At 61.9% G+C, this 19040-nt stretch carries 14 protein-coding genes; 9 read left to right on the top strand and 5 right to left on the bottom strand.

The features are described from left to right. The first annotated feature begins 59 nt into the window (after positions 1–59). The gene (locus tag U0004_RS28035) at positions 60–1022 is read left to right on the top strand and encodes a DUF2167 domain-containing protein (protein WP_115057594.1); all 963 of its coding nucleotides are present in this window, start codon (positions 60–62) and stop codon (positions 1020–1022) included. Positions 1023–1121: 99 nt separating this feature from the next. Beyond that, positions 1122–1631 (top strand): DUF1993 domain-containing protein, encoded by a 510-nt coding sequence (locus U0004_RS28030; protein WP_070254768.1) that lies wholly within the window; start codon positions 1122–1124, stop codon positions 1629–1631. 109 nt (positions 1632–1740) lie between these two features. Here the strand turns inward: U0004_RS28030 and U0004_RS28025 are convergent, their stop codons facing one another. Then, on the bottom strand, positions 1741–2301 hold the full coding sequence (locus tag U0004_RS28025) for a glycine zipper 2TM domain-containing protein (protein WP_070254766.1): 561 nt from the start codon (positions 2299–2301) through the stop codon (positions 1741–1743). Positions 2302–2462: 161 nt separating this feature from the next. On the opposite strand from U0004_RS28025, the gene U0004_RS28020 reads away from it, so the two are divergent. The 6 genes from U0004_RS28020 (at position 2463) to U0004_RS27995 (ending at position 11503) form a co-directional block, all read left to right on the top strand. Next, the gene (locus tag U0004_RS28020) at positions 2463–3575 is read left to right on the top strand and encodes an NADH:flavin oxidoreductase/NADH oxidase (protein ID WP_070254764.1); all 1113 of its coding nucleotides are present in this window, start codon (positions 2463–2465) and stop codon (positions 3573–3575) included. A gap of 161 nt (positions 3576–3736) precedes the next feature. Then, positions 3737–5320, top strand: coding sequence for an ABC-F family ATP-binding cassette domain-containing protein (locus U0004_RS28015; protein WP_070254762.1), 1584 nt, complete (start codon positions 3737–3739; stop codon positions 5318–5320). 254 nt (positions 5321–5574) lie between these two features. Continuing rightward, positions 5575–6033 carry a RidA family protein gene (locus U0004_RS28010; RefSeq protein WP_070254760.1) on the top strand — a complete coding sequence of 153 codons (459 nt, stop codon included), beginning with the start codon at positions 5575–5577 and terminating at the stop codon, positions 6031–6033. 116 nt (positions 6034–6149) lie between these two features. Beyond that, a complete protein-coding gene (locus tag U0004_RS28005; protein WP_034778907.1) occupies positions 6150–7580 on the top strand; it encodes an amino acid permease in 1431 nt (476 codons plus the stop codon). 433 nt (positions 7581–8013) lie between these two features. Next, on the top strand, positions 8014–9486 hold the full coding sequence (locus U0004_RS28000) for an amino acid permease (protein ID WP_080753216.1): 1473 nt from the start codon (positions 8014–8016) through the stop codon (positions 9484–9486). Between the two features lie 67 nt (positions 9487–9553). Beyond that, entirely contained in the window at positions 9554–11503 is a 1950-nt protein-coding gene (locus U0004_RS27995) for a S9 family peptidase (RefSeq protein WP_231958624.1), read from the top strand. 11 nt (positions 11504–11514) lie between these two features. On the opposite strand, the gene U0004_RS27990 is transcribed toward U0004_RS27995, so the two are convergent. Next, positions 11515–13665 (bottom strand): FUSC family protein, encoded by a 2151-nt coding sequence (locus U0004_RS27990; protein WP_070254758.1) that lies wholly within the window; start codon positions 13663–13665, stop codon positions 11515–11517. 90 nt (positions 13666–13755) lie between these two features. Then, positions 13756–15444 (bottom strand): M14 family zinc carboxypeptidase, encoded by a 1689-nt coding sequence (locus U0004_RS27985; protein WP_070254756.1) that lies wholly within the window; start codon positions 15442–15444, stop codon positions 13756–13758. A 150-nt stretch (positions 15445–15594) separates the two neighbouring features. Here U0004_RS27985 and U0004_RS27980 point away from each other — a divergent pair, with 150 nt between their 5' ends. Beyond that, positions 15595–16167: a hypothetical protein gene (locus tag U0004_RS27980; protein WP_070254754.1), complete on the top strand. Its 573-nt coding sequence runs from the start codon at positions 15595–15597 to the stop codon at positions 16165–16167. A 68-nt stretch (positions 16168–16235) separates the two neighbouring features. Here U0004_RS27980 and U0004_RS27975 read toward each other — a convergent pair whose 3' ends face one another. Together U0004_RS27975 and U0004_RS27970 are read right to left on the bottom strand one after the other, a co-directional pair. Next, entirely contained in the window at positions 16236–18389 is a 2154-nt protein-coding gene (locus tag U0004_RS27975) for a S46 family peptidase (protein ID WP_070254752.1), read from the bottom strand. A gap of 307 nt (positions 18390–18696) precedes the next feature. Then, on the bottom strand, positions 18697–18966 hold the full coding sequence (locus U0004_RS27970) for a GlsB/YeaQ/YmgE family stress response membrane protein (protein WP_034778894.1): 270 nt from the start codon (positions 18964–18966) through the stop codon (positions 18697–18699). Positions 18967–19040: the final 74 nt, after the last annotated feature.

Genomic DNA, 19040 nt, shown 5'->3' with positions numbered 1-19040 from the left:
TCCATTAGGCAATCAGTTGATTTAAAATATTTACCCTTTGCAATTTTTTTGGACCGATCATGTTGAAACGCCTGCTGACAGCCCTGCTGTGCCTGACCCTTTCCGGCCTGACGGCTGCCGCCCCCGCCGAAGAGAAGGCAGCCGCACCGGAAATGACGGCCGAGCAATTCCTTGCCCAGTTGCACCTGCAGCGCGGCAAGATCACCTTGCCAGGCGGCATCGCCACCCTGGATTTGCCCGCCAGCTTCCGTTATTTGTCGCCGGCGGACGCCGAGCGCGTGCTGGTCGATGCCTGGGGTAATCCGCCAGGTATGGAATCGCTGGGCATGATCGTGCCGGCCAAGACCAGCGTGCTCGAGCGCGACAGCTGGGGCGTGGTGGTGACGTATGAAAAGGAAGGGCATATCAAGGATGACGATGCGGACAGCATCAAGTACGACGAATTGCTCAAGGATATGCAGGCGTCCGTGCTGGAAAACAATGCGGAGCGCAAGAAGCAGGGTTATCCCGGCATCCATCTGATGGGCTGGGCGGAAAAACCCAGCTACGCCAAGGATACGCACAAGCTGTACTGGGCCAAGGATTTGATGGTCGATGGCGGCGAGCATTCGCTGAACTACAACGTGCGCGTGCTGGGCCGCGAAGGCGTGCTGAACCTGAACGCGATTGCCAGCATGCAGCAGATCGAGGCGATCAAGAAAGAGATGCAGCAAGTGACGGCGTTCACGGAATTTACAGACGGTAACCGCTATACGGATTTCGACAGCAAGACGGACAAGGTGGCTGAATATGGCCTGGCGGCGCTGGTGGCCGGCGGCGTGGCCAGCAAGCTGGGCTTGTTTGGCAAGCTGCTGGCGCTGCTGCTGGCCTTCAAGAAAGTGCTGTTGCTGGCGCTGGTGGGCGGCGGCGCGGCCATCGTCAAGTTTTTGGGCGGCAAGCGCAAGGAAAAGCAGGCGCCGCAGGCCGAACCTGCGGAACAGCCCGGCCATGCGCCGGATGGCAAGGTGAATCTGGAAAAGTAGAACGAACTGAGCTGATCCGTGCGTCGGCGCACATGCGCGCCCTGCCGGATAACAGCGCCTCGGGTACACTGGCTCATCGTTCACTATCAGGAGTTCGCCATGTCCGTGTCCATGTATCAGGCAACCATTCCCGTCTTCATCCGCGGCTTGCGGGTCGTTTCGGCCCTGCTGGAAAAAGCGCAAGCCCATGTGGAGGAAGATGGCATCGTGCCCGAGATTTTGCTGGGCGCGCAGCTGGCGCCCGACATGCTGGACCTGACGGCGCAGGTGCAGCGCGCCAGCGATACGTCGAAGATGTCGGTCGAACGCTTGAGCGGCGTGCCGGCGCCGAAGTTCGAGGATAACGAGGCATCGTTCGAGCAGCTGCAAGAGCGCATCGCCAACACCATCGCCTATATCGACAGCGTGAATGCGGGCCAGATGGCGGGCAGCGCGCAGAAGGAAGTCGTGCTGAACTGGACGGACGAGGGAACGACATTCTCGGGCGACAATTACCTGCTCAGCTTTGCCTTGCCGAACTTCTATTTCCACGTTTCCATGGTCCATGCCATTCTGAGGAACAATGGCGTGGCCGTGGGCAAGCTTGACTATCTTGGCCCTTACGATTGACAGGCCTGAAAAACCGTCGCGAGCGGCGATGATTTGTGGCCGAGAAGCGCAACTGTGCTGAAGCACAGTGAGCATCGCAGGCCGCAAAGCGCGACGCGCAGCAGGTTTTTTATCGCTGTGGCTGCTGTTGGACCTGGTTCTGCACAGCATTGCCCAGCATGCCGCCGCCGATTACGCCGGCCACCGTCGCCAGCGCCTTGCCGCGGCCGCCACCGACCTGATTGCCGATCAAGCCGCCGATGACGGCGCCCGTGCCGATGCCCACGTAGTTGGGTTGTGCCGGTGCTGGCGCAGGCACTGGCTGTGGCTGGCGTACGGGTTCGCGGTAGGCTGTCTCGCGGTAGCCATCGTCATTGTAGGCAGGACGCGATTGCGCCACTTGCGTATGGTGCACGACGCGCTTGCGCACGACAGGCGCCGGAGCTGGTGCCGGAGCCGCTTGCGCGACGACAGGCGCGGCTACCGGTGCAGTCACGGGAGCAGTCGCGGGCGCTGCCAGGGCAGCGGCGCTGGCCGGCGTCATGGCGGCCACGTCGGCAGGCACGTTCGCCCGCGAATTGGGCAGGATGCCGGCGATGGACGCTGCGCCCACCAGGCACAGGACCGTCACGGAAATGGCGGCGCCGGCCATCAAGGGGTGGATGCGGCTGGCGGTAGTCGTCGTGTTCATGTGTTCTCCTGGGGTGGCACTGCGGGTGTTATTGATGTGTCCAGATTAACGGTCTCCTCGCCGCAAGGCTAGACGGTGCGCTGTATCAAACGTAAGCAGGTGTAAGGCCCCGATCGCCAAAGCGCAGTAGAATCGGTGCTTCCCCTTTTCCGGAGTCCGCCATGAGCCAGCTATTCACGCCATATGCACTGGGGCCGCTGCAGGTGGCCAACCGTATCGCCATCGCGCCCATGTGCCAGTACTCGGCCGACAACGGCAACGCCACCGACTGGCACATGATCCACCTGGGCCACCTGGCCCTGTCCGGCGCGGGCTTGCTGATGACGGAAGCGACGGCCGTCTCGCCCGAGGGGCGCATCTCGGCCGAAGACCTGGGCCTGTGGTCGGACGCGAACCAGGCGGCGCTGGCCAAGGTGGTGCAGGCGATCCGCCGCCACTCTCCGATTCCGCTGGTGGTGCAACTGGGCCATGCGGGACGCAAGGCGTCGAGCCGCGCGCCCTGGCAGGGCGGCGCCTGCGTGCACCTGGCCGAGGGCGGCTGGCAAACGGTGGCGCCGTCGGCCATCGCCCACGCACCCGGCGAAACCGTGCCGATCGCCCTGGACGAAATGGGTTTGTTGCAAATCAAGGGCGCGTTTGTCGCGGCCGCCCAGCGCGTGCATGCGCTTGGCATCGAGGGCATCGAACTGCATGCGGCGCACGGTTATCTGCTGCACCAGTTCCTCTCGCCGCTGTCCAATCACCGTACCGACGCGTATGGCGGCAGCCTGGAAAACCGCATGCGTTTTCCGCTGGAAGTGTATGAAGCCGTGCGCGCCGCCGTGCCCGACAGCGTGGCCGTGGGCGTGCGCCTTTCCGCCACCGACTGGGTCGATGGCGGCTGGGAAATCGAACAAAGCGTGCGCTTCGCGCAGGAACTCAAGCAGCTGGGCGCCGACTTCATCCACGTCTCCAGCGGTGGCATTTCGCCCCAGCAGCAAATTCCCGTGAGTCCCGGCTACCAGGTGGCGTTTGCCGAGCGCATCAAGCGCGACAGCGGCTTGCCCACCATCAGCGTGGGCTTGATCACGGAAGCGCAACAGGCGGAAGACATCATTGCCAAAGGCCAGTCCGACATGGTGGCGCTGGCGCGCGCCATCCTGTTCGATCCGCGCTGGCCCTGGCACGCGGCGGCCCAGCTGGGCGCGCAAGTGTCGGCGCCACCGCAGTACTGGCGCTCGCAGCCGCGTGAATTCAAGCACCTGTTCGGCGACACGACCCTGGGCCAGCGCTGACCCTGCTGTCTCTGCTACACTGACGCTTCTTCCCCATTTCTCCAGGACGCTTCGACATGCGCCATTGATACTGCCGTGCTGTGCACGGCCTCGCCCATCCCGCCACAGCGCCTTGCGCCGCGCGGGTTTGCCAGCCCTGTCTGCACGTACAAGGAGTATCCATGCCCGCATTACTACAACTCGACCGTCTTTCCCTTGTGCTGCCCGATGGCCGCACCCTGTTTTCCGATTTGCAATTTTCCTTTGCCCCGCAACGTATCGGCCTCGTCGGCGATAACGGCGTGGGCAAGAGCGTGCTGGCGCGCCTGCTGGCGGGCCAGGCGCAGCCGTCTTCCGGCGCCGCGCGCTGTGACGGCAGCGTGCATTACGTGGCGCAGGAACTTGATCCGCAGCACTATCCCACCGTGGCGGCCCTCGCTGGCGTGACCAGCCTGCTGGCGGCGCTGGCGCGCATCGCCGAAGGCAGCATCGACGAAGCCGATTATGCCCTCGTGGGCGAACGCTGGGATGCGCACGCCCGCCTGCGCCAGGCGCTCGATGCGCTCGATTTGCGCCATGTGGATGCCGATACGCCAACGGCCAGCCTGAGCGGCGGCGAGCGCCAGCGCATCGCCCTGCAAGGCGCCTGGCTGTCGCAGGCGGACTGGCTGGTGCTCGATGAACCGAGCAACCATCTCGATGCGCAGCAGCGCGCCCGCCTGGTGGCGCAGATGGCGCGCTGGCCTGGCGGCTTGCTGCTGGTCAGCCATGACCGCGGCTTGCTCGAGCACGTCGATGAAATCGCCGAACTGTCGCCGCAGGGCTTGCGCAGCTATGGCGGCAATTACGCGATGTATGCGCAGCAGCGCGCGCTGGAGCAGGCCGGTTTTGCGGCCGCCCTGCAGGCGGAAAAGGCCGGCGCCAGACGCGAACAGCGCGAAGCGCAGCAGCAGGCAGAACGGCAACAGAAACGGGTGGTGCGCGGCGAACGCGAGGGTCGCGAAGGCAATCAAAGCAAGCTCCTGCTCGACGCGCGCAAGGAGAAAAGCCAGGATAGCCAGGGCAGGCTGCGCGTGCGCGCGCAAGAGGCGCAGCAGGCGCGCCAGCAAAGGGTGATGGACGCCAGCGCCCGCTGCGCGCCCGAGGCCGAACGGTTGCTGCTGGCACCCCAGAGTGCCGTGCCGAACGGCAAGCTGCTGCTGGAGCTGCGCGAATTGCTCTTGCCGCATGGCCAGGCGCACGCCATCAACCTGGTACTGAACGGGCCGCGCCGCCTGGCCGTGACGGGCGACAATGGCAGCGGCAAGTCGACCCTGCTGCGCGTGATCGCCGGACAGCTGGCGCCCGCCAGCGGCGAACTGCGCTGCCATGCCAGGGTAGCCTGGCTGGACCAGCATGCGGGACTGCAGGACGGCGAGTGGAGCGCCGTGCAGCGCTTGCAGGAACGCCATAGCAGCATGCCGGAAGGCGAGCTGCGCACGCGGCTGGCGCTGCTGGGCATTGCCGGCGCGCGCGCCACCATGCCCAGCCGTTTGCTCAGCGGCGGCGAGCGCATGAAGGTGGCGCTGGCGGCCGAGCTGTATGCGCAGGCGCCGCCGCAACTGTTGCTGCTTGACGAGCCTGACAACCATCTGGACCTGGCCAGCCTGCAGGCGCTGGAGCAGATGCTGCTGCAATATCAGGGCGCGTTACTTGTGGTTTCGCACGACCAGGCATTTCTGGATGCGATAAACCTTGACCCGGAGGGCTTGACATTGCACAAGTGACAATTTAATGAAAAAAGTCACGCTCGATGCCTGTAGAGCATGCTTCATGAACCGATGCTGAATTTTGTTTGATTGTCGGTATAATCCACTGAATAACCGGGCCTATTTGTGAACTAAAACTGCTGGTTCACCAATATGATGACGTTTAATCTGGCACTGTTGTCGGTCACTGCCGCGCTGCCAGGGCGTCATCCTCCGTGCCCTGCCGTGCATGAATTTTGGTTTCGCTTATATTGTTTTCTTGGAGAAATAGCATGTCGTTTTACGAAAAACTCAAAGCCCTCAACATCGAACTGCCAGTCGTCGCCGCACCCGCTGCCGCCTACGTGATGCATGCCCGCACGGGCAACACCGTCTTCCTGTCCGGCCACCTGGCCAAGAAGGATGGCAAGGTCTGGGTGGGGCAGTTGGGCAAGGATGTCACGACGGAAGAAGGCAAGATCGCAGCGCGCGGCATCGCCATCGAACTGATCGCCACCTTGCAAGACGCATGCGGCGGCGACTTGAACAAGGTCAAGCGCATCGTCAAGGTCATGAGCCTGGTCAATTCCACTTCCACATTCACGGAACAGCACCTGGTGACGAATGGCGCCTCGGAACTGTTCGTCGAAGTCTTCGGCGACAGCGGCAAGCACGCCCGCTCCGCCTTCGGCGTGGCGCAAATCCCGCTGGGCGCTTGCGTCGAGATCGAGCTGATCGCCGAACTGGCCTGATCATCTGAACATGCCGGCGCTTGCCGCCGGCGCGCCTTTTCCTTCTTTCCAGCAAGAGCGGAACCGCCATTGGGGTGGAGGGATCGGTGTATTCAAGAAAAAAACGGAGACACGTAATGAAAACGAGTGAACAAGGCTTGCACCGCGGCCTGGGCGAGCGGCAGATCCGCCTGATGGCGCTGGGCGCCGCGATTGGCGTGGGCCTGTTTTTGGGTTCCGGCAACGCCATCAAGATGGCCGGCCCCGGCATCATGCTGTCGTATATCATCGGTGGCGCGGTCATCTTCATGATCATGCGCGCGCTGGGCGAAATGGCCGTGCACAATCCCGTGGCCGGCTCCTTCAGCCGCTATGCCCAGGATTACCTGGGTCCCCTGCAAGGCTATCTGACGGGCTGGAACTACTGGTTCCTGTGGCTGGTCACCTGCGTGGCGGAAATTACCGCCGTCGCCATCTACATGGGCATCTGGTTCCCCGACGTGCCGCGCTGGATCTGGGCCCTGGCGGCCTTGGGCTCCATGGGCGCCATCAACCTGCTGGCCGTGAAAGCCTACGGCGAGTTCGAGTTCTGGTTCGCCCTGATCAAGGTGGTCACCATCATCCTGATGATCATCGGCGGCACGGGCATGATCATCTTCGGCCTCGGCAACGACGGCGTGGCCATCGGTATCTCGAACCTGTGGACGCATGGCGGCTTCTTCCCGAATGGCGCGCAGGGTGTGCTGATGTCGCTGCAGATGGTGATGTTTGCCTACCTGGGCGTGGAAATGATCGGCCTGACGGCTGGCGAAGCGGCAAATCCGAAGAAATCGATTCCCGACGCCATCAATTCCGTGTTCTGGCGCATCCTGATTTTCTATGTCGGCGCGCTGTTCGTCATCCTGTCGATCTATCCATGGAATGAAATCGGCACCACCGGCAGCCCCTTCGTGATGACGTTCGAACGCCTGGGCATCAAGACGGCCGCCGGCATCATCAACTTCGTCGTGCTGACGGCGGCCTTGTCGTCGTGCAATGGCGGCATCTTCAGCACGGGCCGCATGCTGTACAACCTGGCGCTGCAAGGCCAGGCGCCCAAGGCGTTTGCGGAAACCACGGCCAGCGGCGTGCCGCGCCGCGCCATCCTGGTGTCCGTCGTGGCGCTGCTGATCGGTGTGCTGCTGAACTACATGGTGCCGGAAAAAGTGTTTATCTGGGTCACCTCGATTTCCACCTTCGGCGCCGTCTGGACCTGGGGCGTGATCCTCGTCACGCAGATTCAGTTCCGCAAGACCTTGACGCCGCTGGAAATCAAGAACCTGGCCTTCCGCATGCCGTTTGCGCCTTACGGTTCCTGGATTTCGCTGGCTTTCCTGGCGCTCGTGATCGGCCTGATGGCGTATTTCCCCGATACGCGCATCGCCTTGATGGTGGGACCAGCCTGGCTGATCCTGCTGACGGTGCTGTACTACGTACTGGGCCTGGCGCCGAAAGAGCGGCGCGATGACGTGCCGCAAGGCTACGAAGCTGGCTGGCCGCCGGCCGATGCGCCGCAGGGCAAGAAGTAATCCGGCTCGGCTGAGCTGAACCGAAAGCGCGCCCCTGCTCCAGCAGCGGCGCGCTTTTTCTTTCATATTGGCAATTCCATGTTCCCCTAGCGCCAGTGCGCGTTTTGCGGCGCACGCCTGGCGTTGTTTCCTTGCATCAAACTTCTGTTTAGCTGAGCCGATGAAAGCCCTATAATCGCTTAGTTTTGAAAATGGACGCGATCTTTCCGGTTTTTTGCCAGGTAGGGCCGGAGCGCCGTTTTTATTTGTGTTTACCCGTCATGTATCTAAGGACACTTAACAAAACCGTAGCGAGCGAATGTGCGTTGTGGCTGAGAAGCGCAGCTGTGTGAATGCACGGGGACGCCGAGTCAGCGAGCATCGCAGGCCGCAAATCACGACGCGCAGTAGGTTTTGGCAGGTGTTCAAGTGCATGCCTCATAAAGGAATGCTAGTGAGCCAAACCCTGGTCCAGAAACTTTGCCGCACCAAGCCGATCGATACCACGGTCGAATATGGTGAAGGCCTCAGCAGCAGTGGCTTGAGCCGGTCCATCGGCCTGTTTTCCCTCACCATGATCGGCGTCGGCGCCACCATCGGCACGGGCATTTTCTTTACCATGGTCGAAGCCGTCCCCAAGGCGGGCCCATCGGTCGTCCTGTCTTTCCTGATCGCCGCCATCACGGCCGGCTTGACGGCCTTGTGCTATGCGGAATTGTCGTTCCGCATACCCGCCTCCGGCTCCTCGTATTCGTTTGCCTATGCCACCGTGGGCGAGTTTCTTGCCTTCATCATGGCCGCCTGTCTGCTGCTCGAATACGGATTGGCGGGCAGTGCCGTGGCCATCGGCTGGTCGTCCTACCTGAACAACTTCCTGGAAAACGCTTTCGGCTGGCACATCCCCGAGATGCTGCGCACGCCGATGATCGTTTCCGGCCCGCATGGCATGGAGTTTCATGCCGGCCACATCAACCTGCCGCCGATCTTTTTGATCTGCATGTGCGGCTTCCTGCTGCTGCGCGGCGCCAAGGAATCGGCCCTGATGAATGCCATCATGGTCATCATCAAGCTGGCGATCCTCGTATTTTTCATCGTCATCGCGTTTTCCGGCTTTAACGCCGACAATTTCTTCCCCTTCTTCAATGCCGACAACAGCAAGGGCTTTGCCGGCATGACGGGCGTCACAGCTGCGGCCGGTACTGTCTTCTTCTCCTTCATCGGCCTCGATACCGTGGCGACGGCGGGTGATGAAGTGAAAAATCCCACGCGCAACGTGCCGCGCGGCATTCTCGGCGCCTTGCTCATCGTTACCGTGTTTTATTTGCTGGTGGCCGTGGCCGCCCTCGGCGCACAGCAGGCGAAATTGTTCGAAGGCCAGGAAGCGGGCCTGGCGGTGATCCTGCAAAACGTCACGGGCAAGACCTGGCCCGCGCTGGTGCTGTCAGCCGGCGCCGTCATTTCCGTCTTCAGCGTGACCCTGGTGACGATCTACGGCCAGACGCGGATCCTGTTTGCCGTCAGCCGCGACGGCCTGATCCCGAAATCGTTCCAGAAAATCCACCCGCGCACCCTGGTGCCGGTCAGCAATACCATCATCGTTTGCCTGGTGGTGGCCGTGGTAGCCGGTTCCGTCGATGCCACTTACTTGTGGGACATGGTCAGCATCGGTACCCTGACAGCCTTCATGGTGGTCTCGATCGCCGTGCCCGTGCTGCGCCACAAGCAGGGCGCCAACCGCATCGAAGGCTTCAGCGTGCCGTTCGGCCCGTACGTGATTCCTGGCCTGAGCATCCTGGCTTGCCTCTACATCATGCGCGATTTGCCGCATACGACGTTTGTCGTGTTCAGCGTGTGGATGGCGGTGACGGTGGCCATTTATTTCCTGTACAGCATGCGGCATTCGCATCTGGGCAAGAAAGCCCGCTAATGCAGTCTGTTCCATCCAAAACCGCCGCGCTTGCCGGCGGTTTTTTTTATTTCTAACCGGAATTTACATGATGAAAATAACTGATTTGGCCGCTTGCGGCTTGCTGGCAAGCAGTCTTCTGGGCAACACGGCACAGGCCGCCCCTGCAACGGAACCGGCATTGCGCGATTACCGCGCCGTGGCCCTGTCCGCGAATGGCCAGCGCATCGCCGCCATCGAATCGAGCAAGGCGGGCGAGCAGCCGCAGCGCCCGCATGCGGCCATCGTCGTGCGCGATGCCGCCAACGGCGCCATCGTGCAGCAATTCGATCCGTGTGCCGTGTGTTCCTACGACAAGCCCAGCTGGTCGCCCGATGGCCGGCAACTGGCTTTCGTTGGCTACGACGCCAAGGCGGGCACGGCGCAGCTGTACCTGGCCACCCTGTCGCAGGCGCAGGCCCGTGTGTTGACCACTATCAAGGGCGTGGCCAGCACGGTGCGCTGGTCGCCGGATGGCAAGCAGCTGGCCCTGCTGGCCACGGTGGGCGCGCGCAAGCTGGCCGGCGCCGTGGAGGCTGGCGTGCGCCAGGTGGGCGAAGTGGGCAGCGAAGACGATGCCCAGCGCATCGCCGTCGTGCCGGCCAGCGGTGGCGAGCCGCGTCTGCTGTCGCCAAGCGACACCTATGTGTATGAATACAGCTGGACGCCCGATGGCCGCGGCTTTGTTGCCACCAGCGCGCAAGGCAATGGCGACAGCAACTGGTGGGTTGCCAAGCTCAGCCATGTTGATGCGGCCACGGGCGCCCTGCGCGTGATCGCGTCGCCAGCCATGCAGCTGAACCTGCCATCGGTCTCGCCGGACGGCAAGACGGTGGTCTTCATCGGCGGCCTGATGAGCGATTTCGGCTCCATCGGCGGCGACCTGTACACCGTGCCGCTGGCCGGCGGCACGCCGCGCAATCTCACGCCTGATTACCGCGGCACCTTCAATGGCGTCGTCTGGCGCGGCGCCGGTTTGCTGGCAACGGCCCTGATCGATTCGCAGCTGGCGCTGGTGCCCGTCGATGCGCAAAGCGGACCGGCCCGGCCGGTGATGCTTGGAGAACTGAGCAGCAGCGGCAGCGATGGCCGTTTGTCGTTCAGCGCCGACGGCCGTCACGCCGCTGCCGCACAGGAAGACTTTACGCACGCTTCTTACCTGGTGGCGGGACCGGTGGGCCAGCTGAAAAAGATCACGCGCGACAATGACGGCTTTGCGCCGCAGGTGACGGTGCAGAACGTGGGCTGGAACAACGAACAATACAAGGTGCAAGGCTGGCTGCTGGGGCCGTTGAAGACGGAAGCAGGCAAGCAGTATCCGATGATCGTCAACGTGCATGGCGGGCCCGGTGCAGCCGCCTCGCCCCGTTATGTGGAAGCGCGTACCGTGATCGAGGAATTGACGCAAAAAGGCTATTTTGTCTTCCTGCCCAATCCGCGCGGCAGCTTTGGCCAGGGCCAGGCCTTTACGCGCGCCAATATGGCCGACTTCGGCGGCGGCGACTGGCGCGACATCCTGGCCGGCATCGATACGGTGGAAAAAGTGGCGCCCGTCGATGGCCAGCGCCTGGGCCTGATCGGCCATTCGTATGGCGGCTTCATGACCATGTGGGGCGTCACGCACAGCGACCGCTTCAAGGCGGCCGTGGCCGGTGCGGGCGTATCGAACTGGATCAGCTATTACGGCCAGAACGGCATCAATCAGTGGATGATCCCGTTCTTTGGCGCTTCCGCCTATGACAAGCCGGACGTCTACCGCCGTGCCTCGCCCATCGAATCGATCAAGGCGGCGAAGACGCCGACCCTGATCTACGTGGGCGAGCGCGACGTGGAAACGCCGGCGGCCCAGTCGCTGGAATTCTGGCACGGCTTGCGCGCCATGGGCGTACCGTCCAGCCTGTTCATCTACGATGGCGAAGGGCACTCCTTCCGCAAGCCCGAGCACCAGCGCGACTTGCAGAAGCGTACTATCGGCTGGTTTGAGCGCTATCTGAAATAGATCCCGGGGATTTAGCGCGGTGTCACAATGTGTACGATCGCCGCGCTATGTATCACGATCTTGTCGGCATCTGCCTGCAACAGGCGGATACGCCGCTGCACCAGCGGCCAGCCGGACCAGGCCACGTCGCTGACGGGCGGCGCGGCAGGGGGAGCCAGCGGCGCGCTGATCGTCGCCTGGTTGTCGAGCTGCTCCAGCGCGCGCGACAGGGTCAAACACACTTGCGTATGGCTGTGGCTGAGCAAGGCGTTGACGGGCGCGACAGGCAGCTGGCTGGCGTGGCGTCCCAGGATGGAGCGCAGGGCCGCCACGTGGGCCACCAGCAAGTAATTTTGCACGATGAACAGGTTGATGTCTTCCACGGCCCGCTGCTTGCTGGCTGGTTCGTCGAGCATGCGCACCAGGGCCGAGCTGAGTGCGGCCAGGCTGTCCATCAAGCGCTTGCGCTCGATGCGGTAGGCGAAATCATCGAAACACTTTCCCTGCAGCAGCGCGAAGCTGGCCTGCATATAGCTGAGGTTTACATTGAGCACCTGGCGCACCAGGCGCGGCAGGCTCTGGTATTCCCAATTGGCCAGCACAAAGCTGAACACGGTGGCGACAGCCGCACCGATCAGGGTATCGATCAGGCGCTCGCTGACGAGGTTCGGGTTGCTGGGCGCCACCAGGTGCATTTGCAGCAGGATCATCAGGCTCACGGCAATGGCCGTGTAGCGGTAGCGCAAATAGATGAAGGTGGGCGTGGCCACGATGGAGAGGAACAAAATGGCCATCAGCACGATATTGCTGTGCACGAAGCGGATCACGATGGCCGTGATCACGCAGCCGATGATGGTGCCGATGATGCGGTCGGCGCGGCGCTGGCGCGTCATGCTGAACGTGGGGCGCAGGATGATGACGATGGTGAGCACAATCCAGTAGCTGTGGGCCGCATACGGCAGCCAGTGTCCGATCAGCAAGCCTACCGAGATCGCCATCGATACGCGCAGGGCGAAGCGGAACACGGGGGACTCCAGGCGCAGATTCGACAGCAGGGTTTTCAGTTCATATTTCTGCTGCGACAAGAATGGCGCCATGTCTGCGCCGCTCCAGAACGGTACGTTGTCGTAGACTTTCTGGCTGGCCAGGTGCAATTCCGCGATCATTTTCAGAATGGCGCGGATCTTGTTGCGCTGCGCGCGCAGGGTGGCCAGCGCTTCCTGCGCATTTTCTCCCTTTGCCTGCAGGCGGGCAATTTCTCCTTCGATGTCGGCCCATTCCTTGTCGTAACTGATCTGCGCATACGAGGCGCGCTTGCGCGTGACGGCGTAGGCTACGGCTTCGATGTCGCGCGCCGCCTTGTACGCCAGGTCGTGCAAGGATTTCAGCACGTCGGAGTCGGCCAGGTGCTGGCGCAGCAGCGCGTAATCCGTGTGCGTGGAAAGGATCAGTTCATATAGATCGAGCATGCACACGTGCACTTGCACGACGATGGCATCCTTGCTGTTCTTGTGGCTGCGCAAAATCAGGTCGCGCGACGCTTGCTGGCGGTCGGCCAGGATGCTTTGATGGCGCACCAGCTTGTTGAACTGCTCCGTCAGATTGAAACGCGTATCGTAGAAATCGGCCTTGATATCGATGTAGGCGGCCAGTTCGAACAGGGCTTCGGCCAGTACCTGCTGCTTGATGCGGTGGCGCAAGACCCAGGCGATGGCCATGGCGTAGGCCAGATAGATGAGGCCGCCCAGCATGAACAGGCCCGCATGGTGGAACGATTGCTGCCACGTCATCTGGTGCTCCATCGACATGGTCATGATGAACAGGGCGGCCAGTTGCAAGGGCATGGATTTCTTGCCATACACCACCATCATGCTGGCAAGGAAACTGACGAGCACGAGCACCGTCATCAACAGCCACTGCACGGGCCCGCATAGGCTGATCAATAAGGTGACGGCGCTGCACAGCAGTACCGAGGCCAGCATTTCGTTGAACTTGTGGCGCAGCGGGCTGGGCATGTCCATCAGGGTCGTGCACAGGGCGCCGATGCATACCGTCATGGCGGTGGCGCTATCGCTGATTTCCTGGGTCAGCAAGGCCAGGCCGACGAGACCGATGGCCACGCGCAAGCCCAGATAAAAATAATGGCTGTAAATAAAGGTGCGCAGGTTCAGTGCGTAGTGCATGGGATTACCTTGTGGGTAGGGCACAGAAAGAGGCGCCGCACCGGGGTCTCCGATGCGGCGCCAGGATGTTGCAGTCGCTACAGCCCGGATTTACATCAGGGCGATCACTGGGTAGCGCCGCCATTCCGGCTCGGCAAAGCGCTGGCAGTGTGCAAAGATGAAGTTCAGCACGGCTTCCTGATTGCTCAGCAAGGCGGGATTGGCAGCTTTCCAGTCAGCAAACTTGGCCGCCAGCGCCGGTTCATCGCGCAGCAGTTCGGATGCCATGTCTTCGAACACGTAATCGGAAAACGCTTCTTTCTTCTCCAGCACGCTATTGAAGAAACCCCAGCGGAAGAAGCTGTCGTGCGCCTGCGGCTCCAGTGTTTCCACGGCGTAGCGGGCGTTGTCCTGGTCCAGGCTGACGACATAATCGCCCGCTTGCACGGTGAACTGGCCCGTGCGCGCTTCGAGTTCTACATGGTCGTGGAACATGTGGCCTTCGTAGGCCGTGGCGCGCGTGCCGACAGAGGCGATGTGGTAGTAGCGGGCCGTTAGCGTCTGTTCGGTGGTGATGCGGCTCGTTTCGACGCCGTTCCAGCGCAGCCGTTCGATCACTTCGCGCCACGCTTGCGGCACGATATAGGCTTTCGGCGCGGCCACGGTGACGTCCGCATCGAAGCGGTTGTAGTAGGCGATATCGCGTTCCCACGGCTGTGAGCGGTCGTAGGACAGGCGCTGGTAGTCACCCAGCAGACTCGGCGTGTATTGCGCCGCATAGCCCTTGAAGGGGAAGGTCGACGGCTGCTCTTCATTCATGGCCCAGTGGATGGGCCACTCGGCTTGCGTGCGGCCAGCTGCTTTTGCCTGCGCGCGCAATTGCTTGATCTGTTCGCCATGTTCGATGGTAAACGCCATGGTGATGTCGAGCAGGGCGCGCATGGAAGCGTAGCGGTCGGCAAACGGTTTCAGCATGTGCGTTTCCGGCATGAAACCGATGACGTGGTGCAAGGCCGCAAAGCCGGTCGAGAAACGGGGCACTTCGAGGAATTCGGCAATGCCGTGGTCGGGGCTGTCCTTGACGGGGTTCACGTACGGGCAGGTGGGCCAGCCAGCGTTTTCCATCTGCGCAAAGATGTGCGGCAGCATGGTGTCTTGCAGGAAGGGGCCCAGGCCGTTGCCCAGCTTATCCGTCTGCGTGTGGATCAGGGTCATCGTGTACGGGTAGTCGGCGCCGTTCGACGTGTGCGTGTCGACCATCACGTCCGGGTCCCAGCTGGCCAGCAGGCGGTTGAACACTTGCGCGTTCAGGCTGTCGCACTTGATGAAATCGCGGTTCAGGTCCAGGTGGCGGCTATTGCCGCGGAAACCGAATTGCTCCGGGCCATCCTGATTCACGCGCGATGTATTGGCGCGGTTCAGGCTGCCATCGACGTTGTAGATCGGAATGAACAGCAAGACGGTGCTGCCCAGCGCCGCCAGGCGTTCCGGCTGCGTGCAGAGGTCGCGCACGATGGCCATGCAGGCGTCGATGCCTTCCGGTTCGCCCGGGTGGATGCCGTTGTTGTTGAAGAACACCGTGCGGCCTGCACGCTTGATCTGCTCGCGGTCAAACACGCCGTCCCCGCTGACGACGCCAGCGTGGATGGGCACGCCCGAGTCGGACAGGCCGATCTGTTCGAAGTGCAGCACTTGCGGATAGCGTGCGGCAAGATCTTGATAGAAGGTGATGCATTCCAGCCAGGTCGTGGTCTGGTTGTGGTTACCGAGTTCGTAGGTCGTGCGCAAGTCTGGTGGCATAGCGGTCTGAGTCTGGGAGGGGGAAGGCGCGCTGGGTAAGTACGCCCGCTAGGGGCCAATTGTAGCACCGGCGCTCTTGCCTTGAGGCGCCGCAGGGGCTTGTTGCTGTACTTGTGTTATGAATACGTTTCACGCACGAGGGGAGGCGGCATGGGCAAGGTGGCGATGGCGGCGCTGGTGTGGGGGATATGCCTGGCGGCGCAGGCGGCGCCGTTGCGCTTGCCTGCGGGCAAGGAGCCTGTGGCGCAGGGGGGGGCTGTCACGGCTGCCGCGCAGGGCGCGCTGATACGCTACCGGGGCTGGCTGCTGGCCGTCGATGGCGCCGTGCCGGAAGAACGGCCTGACATCGTGCTGACGTCGGCGCAGGCGCGCCACGCGCCGCTGCTGCGGATCGGCGCCATGCAGCGCAGCCTGCCCCTGTGGTCCGCCTTCGAGCTCGTCAAGGGAAGCGCGCGCCTGCGCATCACGGCGCTGCCGGGGCCGGATGAGCTTTCCGCGCTGCTGCTGGACTTTGGCGATGGCGACTACCGCATCGTGGTTCCCGCCGCCGGCATTGCGCGGCCAGCTTATCCGCTGCTGGCGCAGCGCTTTCCCGGCGCCGACCTGGCCTTGCTGTTGCTGCAGGATGGCCGGCGGGTCATGCTGCCGCTGGGCAGTGGCAGGGTGCAAGTGTTTGGCGAGGAGCAAGCCGTACCTTACCGTTTTACCAAAGTAAAACGTTAGGCGAAAAAAAGCCACTCCCGCAGGAGTGGCTCAGGCTAAAGCGCCCGTTGCCGGGTTATTGCTTCTTGTTATTCAGCGCCCATTTCTTTCAGCAGGTTGTCTGCGTGGTCGATGTGTTTCATGTTCCACAGCATGTAGCGCAGGTCGACCTGGATCGAACGGGTGTTGGCCTTGTTGTAGTCCCAATCGGAAATGATCGAGTCCAAGGTGCCATCGAAGGCCAGGCCGATGAATTCGCCTTTGGCGTTCAGGGCAGCCGAACCGGAGTTACCGCCGGTGATGTCCAGGGTGGCCAGGTAGTCGACCGGCACGGTTTTCAGCTTCGGATCGACGAATTTACCGAAGTCCTTGGCTTTGATCGCGGCCAGTTGATTCGCCGGTGCATTGAACTCGCCCTGGCCCGTGGCTTTGGCAACGACGCCATTGACGGTGGTGAAGGCAGACCAGGTGGTGCCGTCGGCGCCGTGGTCACGGCCGGCTACTTTGCCGAACGTGACGCGCAGGGTGCTGTTGGCGTCAGGATAGACGGCTTGGCCTTTGCTCTTCATGAAGGCAATCTTTGCTTTCATGTAGTTGGCGTAGGCTTGCTGGATCTTGCCGGCCAGTTCTTCATCTTCCGCTTCGTTTTTCAGCGAATCCGGATACATGGCGACGGCTGCCTGGATGAAGCTGTCCTTGCTGGCCTGGAATTCGGCTGGCGTGCGTTTCAGCCACGCTGCGCGTTCTTCCTTGTCGGCCAGCTTGCTGCCGGCATACAGTTTGTCCAGGGCGGCGGACAGGTCGGCTTGCGACATGCCGTCCTTGATGCCGATGGCGGCGTCAAAGCTGGCGCGGCGCTGTGCTGCCGGTTGCGCGGCGTACTTGGTCAGGCTGTTCAGTACCAGCGCCTTGTCGACTTTTTCATCGTAGGTGCGCTCGACCGACGTGATGCTCGACGACAGACGTGGCAAATCGCGCGTCTGGTAGCCGGACTTGCGTTCCGTATCGGCCTTGGTGCCTTCGTTCGACAGGCGGTACAGGCTGCGTGCCGTGTTCAGCAGGCGTGGTTGTGCGTAGCTGAGGAAGAAATCGCGCTTGGTGTCGGCATCGCGCTCGGCGATCAGCTTTTCCACTTGCTCGATGTCGCCGGCAAATTCCGCCTTGCGGGCAGCATTCGCGTTGACCCAGGTTTTCAGGGCTTCGTGTTCCGTCGTCTTGCGCGCCAGGAAGTCGCTGCCGGCGTAGGAATCGAGCATGCCTTGGCGGTTCTTGTAGTAATTGTTCACGCCAGCAACCTGGCCCGCGTATTTCAGGGCAACATCCTTGTTGTCCTTGGTTTCGCGCGCGATGATGGCCAGGGTTTCGCCCGACGCTTTCACGAAGGCCGGGTAGTTCCAGTCAAACGTGTACGCCACTTCCGATGGCAGGCGGTGACGGTTGGTGCGGCCAGGGTAGCCCAGGACCATCACGAAATCGCCTTCTTTCAAGCCATCCTTGGCCAGTTTCAGCACGTGTTTTGGCTGGTAAGGCACGTTGTCCTTGCTGAAGTCGGCAGCTTTGCCGTCCTTGCTGACATAGGCGCGGTAGAAACCGTAGTCGCCCGTGTGGCGTGGCCACATCCAGTTGTCGGTGTCGCCGCCGAACTTGCCGACGCCTGCTGGAGGCGCGTGCACCAGGCGCACGTCGCGGATTTCCAGTTGCTTGATCAGGTAGAACTCCAGGCCGCCGTAGTAGGCGGACACGGTGCAGCGGAAGCCGGCTTCTTTTTCGCATTCGGCGACCAGTTTCTTCTGGTTTTTCTCGATAGCGTCGATGCGTGCCTTGCCTTGCAGCTTGGCCACGTCGGCGGTGATGATCTTGTCGCTGACATTGGTCACGGCCGAGGTCACGAAGATGCGGCTGCCTGGGGCGGCCGGCAATTCTTCAGCGAAAGTCTTGGCCAGGAAACCGTTGGCCAGCAAATCGCGCTCTTTGGTCGAATTGACCGCCACGCTGTTGTAGACGCAATGGTGGTTGGTGGCAACCAGGCCTTGCGGCGAGACGAACGAAGCCGAGCAACCGCCCAGGCTGACGATGGCGCCCATGGGGAACTCTGTCAGTTTGGTCAGGTTGGTCGGATCGAGTTTCAGTCCGGCCGCTTTCAGTTCCTTGGCCACTTGTGGCAGCTGTTGGGGCATCCACATGCCTTCGTCGGCGTGTGCGAAGTTGCTCAGGATGGCGAGCGCGATTAAAGATTTTTTCATTCGAGTTCTAGTCTTTTACATGAAGGGAAGTCGGAACCAACGTGTACCCAGTGTTTTTTCTCAGCGGGCGACCTAGAGTATCCGTATCGAACTCGCACTAGTCAATCACATTTTCCCGAGGGCATGTTTGTAGTTGCTTGCAAAAATTGCACTATTTTCAGCGTTGCAGGGGCAGGAGTGGGCTGCGAACGGGCATTTTCTCGTGCCGCGGCTGTGGTATTGTCCATACAATTGTCTTGCCGGCAATAAAAAATGGCCGGGCGCTTGCGCGGCCCGGCCACTTGCTGATGCGCTGCCATGTGTCTGCTTAGCGTATTTTGCCGCGGCGCAAAAGATTCACGATGCCCAGCAGGATCACGGCGCCCAGGAACGAGACCAGCAGAGAAGCCAGGCTGAAATTGTCGCTATTGATGGTGCCCGTGCCGAACAGGGGGGCCAGCAGCCAGCCGCCGAGGAAGGCGCCGACGATGCCGACGACGATATTGAGGAAGATGCCCTGTTGCGCATTCGTTTTCATGACCATGCTGGCCAGCCAGCCGATGACGCCGCCAATAACGATCCAGATAATGAAATTCATGTAGTCCTCCGCGCGGTGGATAAGTGGGTGTGCCATGTCAGAACAACATCATGCCAATGGATAGTGATGCCGCA

Source organism: Janthinobacterium lividum (genome assembly GCF_034424625.1).
GTDB classification, from domain to species: Bacteria; Pseudomonadota; Gammaproteobacteria; order Burkholderiales; family Burkholderiaceae_D; genus Janthinobacterium; species Janthinobacterium lividum.
This window is presented reverse-complemented; position numbering and strand designations above follow the sequence as displayed.

Bases quoted from the DNA above. Each gene is read 5' to 3' on its own strand.
- U0004_RS28035 (WP_115057594.1), top strand. From the start codon at position 60: ATGTTGAAACGCCTGCTGACAGCCCTGCTGTGCCTGACCCTTTCCGGC.
- U0004_RS28030 (WP_070254768.1), top strand. From the start codon at position 1,122: ATGTCCGTGTCCATGTATCAGGCAACCATTCCCGTCTTCATCCGCGGC.
- U0004_RS28025 (WP_070254766.1), bottom strand. From the start codon at position 2,301: ATGAACACGACGACTACCGCCAGCCGCATCCACCCCTTGATGGCCGGC.
- U0004_RS28020 (WP_070254764.1), top strand. From the start codon at position 2,463: ATGAGCCAGCTATTCACGCCATATGCACTGGGGCCGCTGCAGGTGGCC.
- U0004_RS28015 (WP_070254762.1), top strand. From the start codon at position 3,737: ATGCCCGCATTACTACAACTCGACCGTCTTTCCCTTGTGCTGCCCGAT.
- U0004_RS28010 (WP_070254760.1), top strand. From the start codon at position 5,575: ATGTCGTTTTACGAAAAACTCAAAGCCCTCAACATCGAACTGCCAGTC.
- U0004_RS28005 (WP_034778907.1), top strand. From the start codon at position 6,150: ATGAAAACGAGTGAACAAGGCTTGCACCGCGGCCTGGGCGAGCGGCAG.
- U0004_RS27995 (WP_231958624.1), top strand. From the start codon at position 9,554: ATGATGAAAATAACTGATTTGGCCGCTTGCGGCTTGCTGGCAAGCAGT.
- U0004_RS27990 (WP_070254758.1), bottom strand. From the start codon at position 13,665: ATGCACTACGCACTGAACCTGCGCACCTTTATTTACAGCCATTATTTT.
- U0004_RS27985 (WP_070254756.1), bottom strand. From the start codon at position 15,444: ATGCCACCAGACTTGCGCACGACCTACGAACTCGGTAACCACAACCAG.
- U0004_RS27980 (WP_070254754.1), top strand. From the start codon at position 15,595: ATGGGCAAGGTGGCGATGGCGGCGCTGGTGTGGGGGATATGCCTGGCG.
- U0004_RS27975 (WP_070254752.1), bottom strand. From the start codon at position 18,389: ATGAAAAAATCTTTAATCGCGCTCGCCATCCTGAGCAACTTCGCACAC.
- U0004_RS27970 (WP_034778894.1), bottom strand. From the start codon at position 18,966: ATGAATTTCATTATCTGGATCGTTATTGGCGGCGTCATCGGCTGGCTG.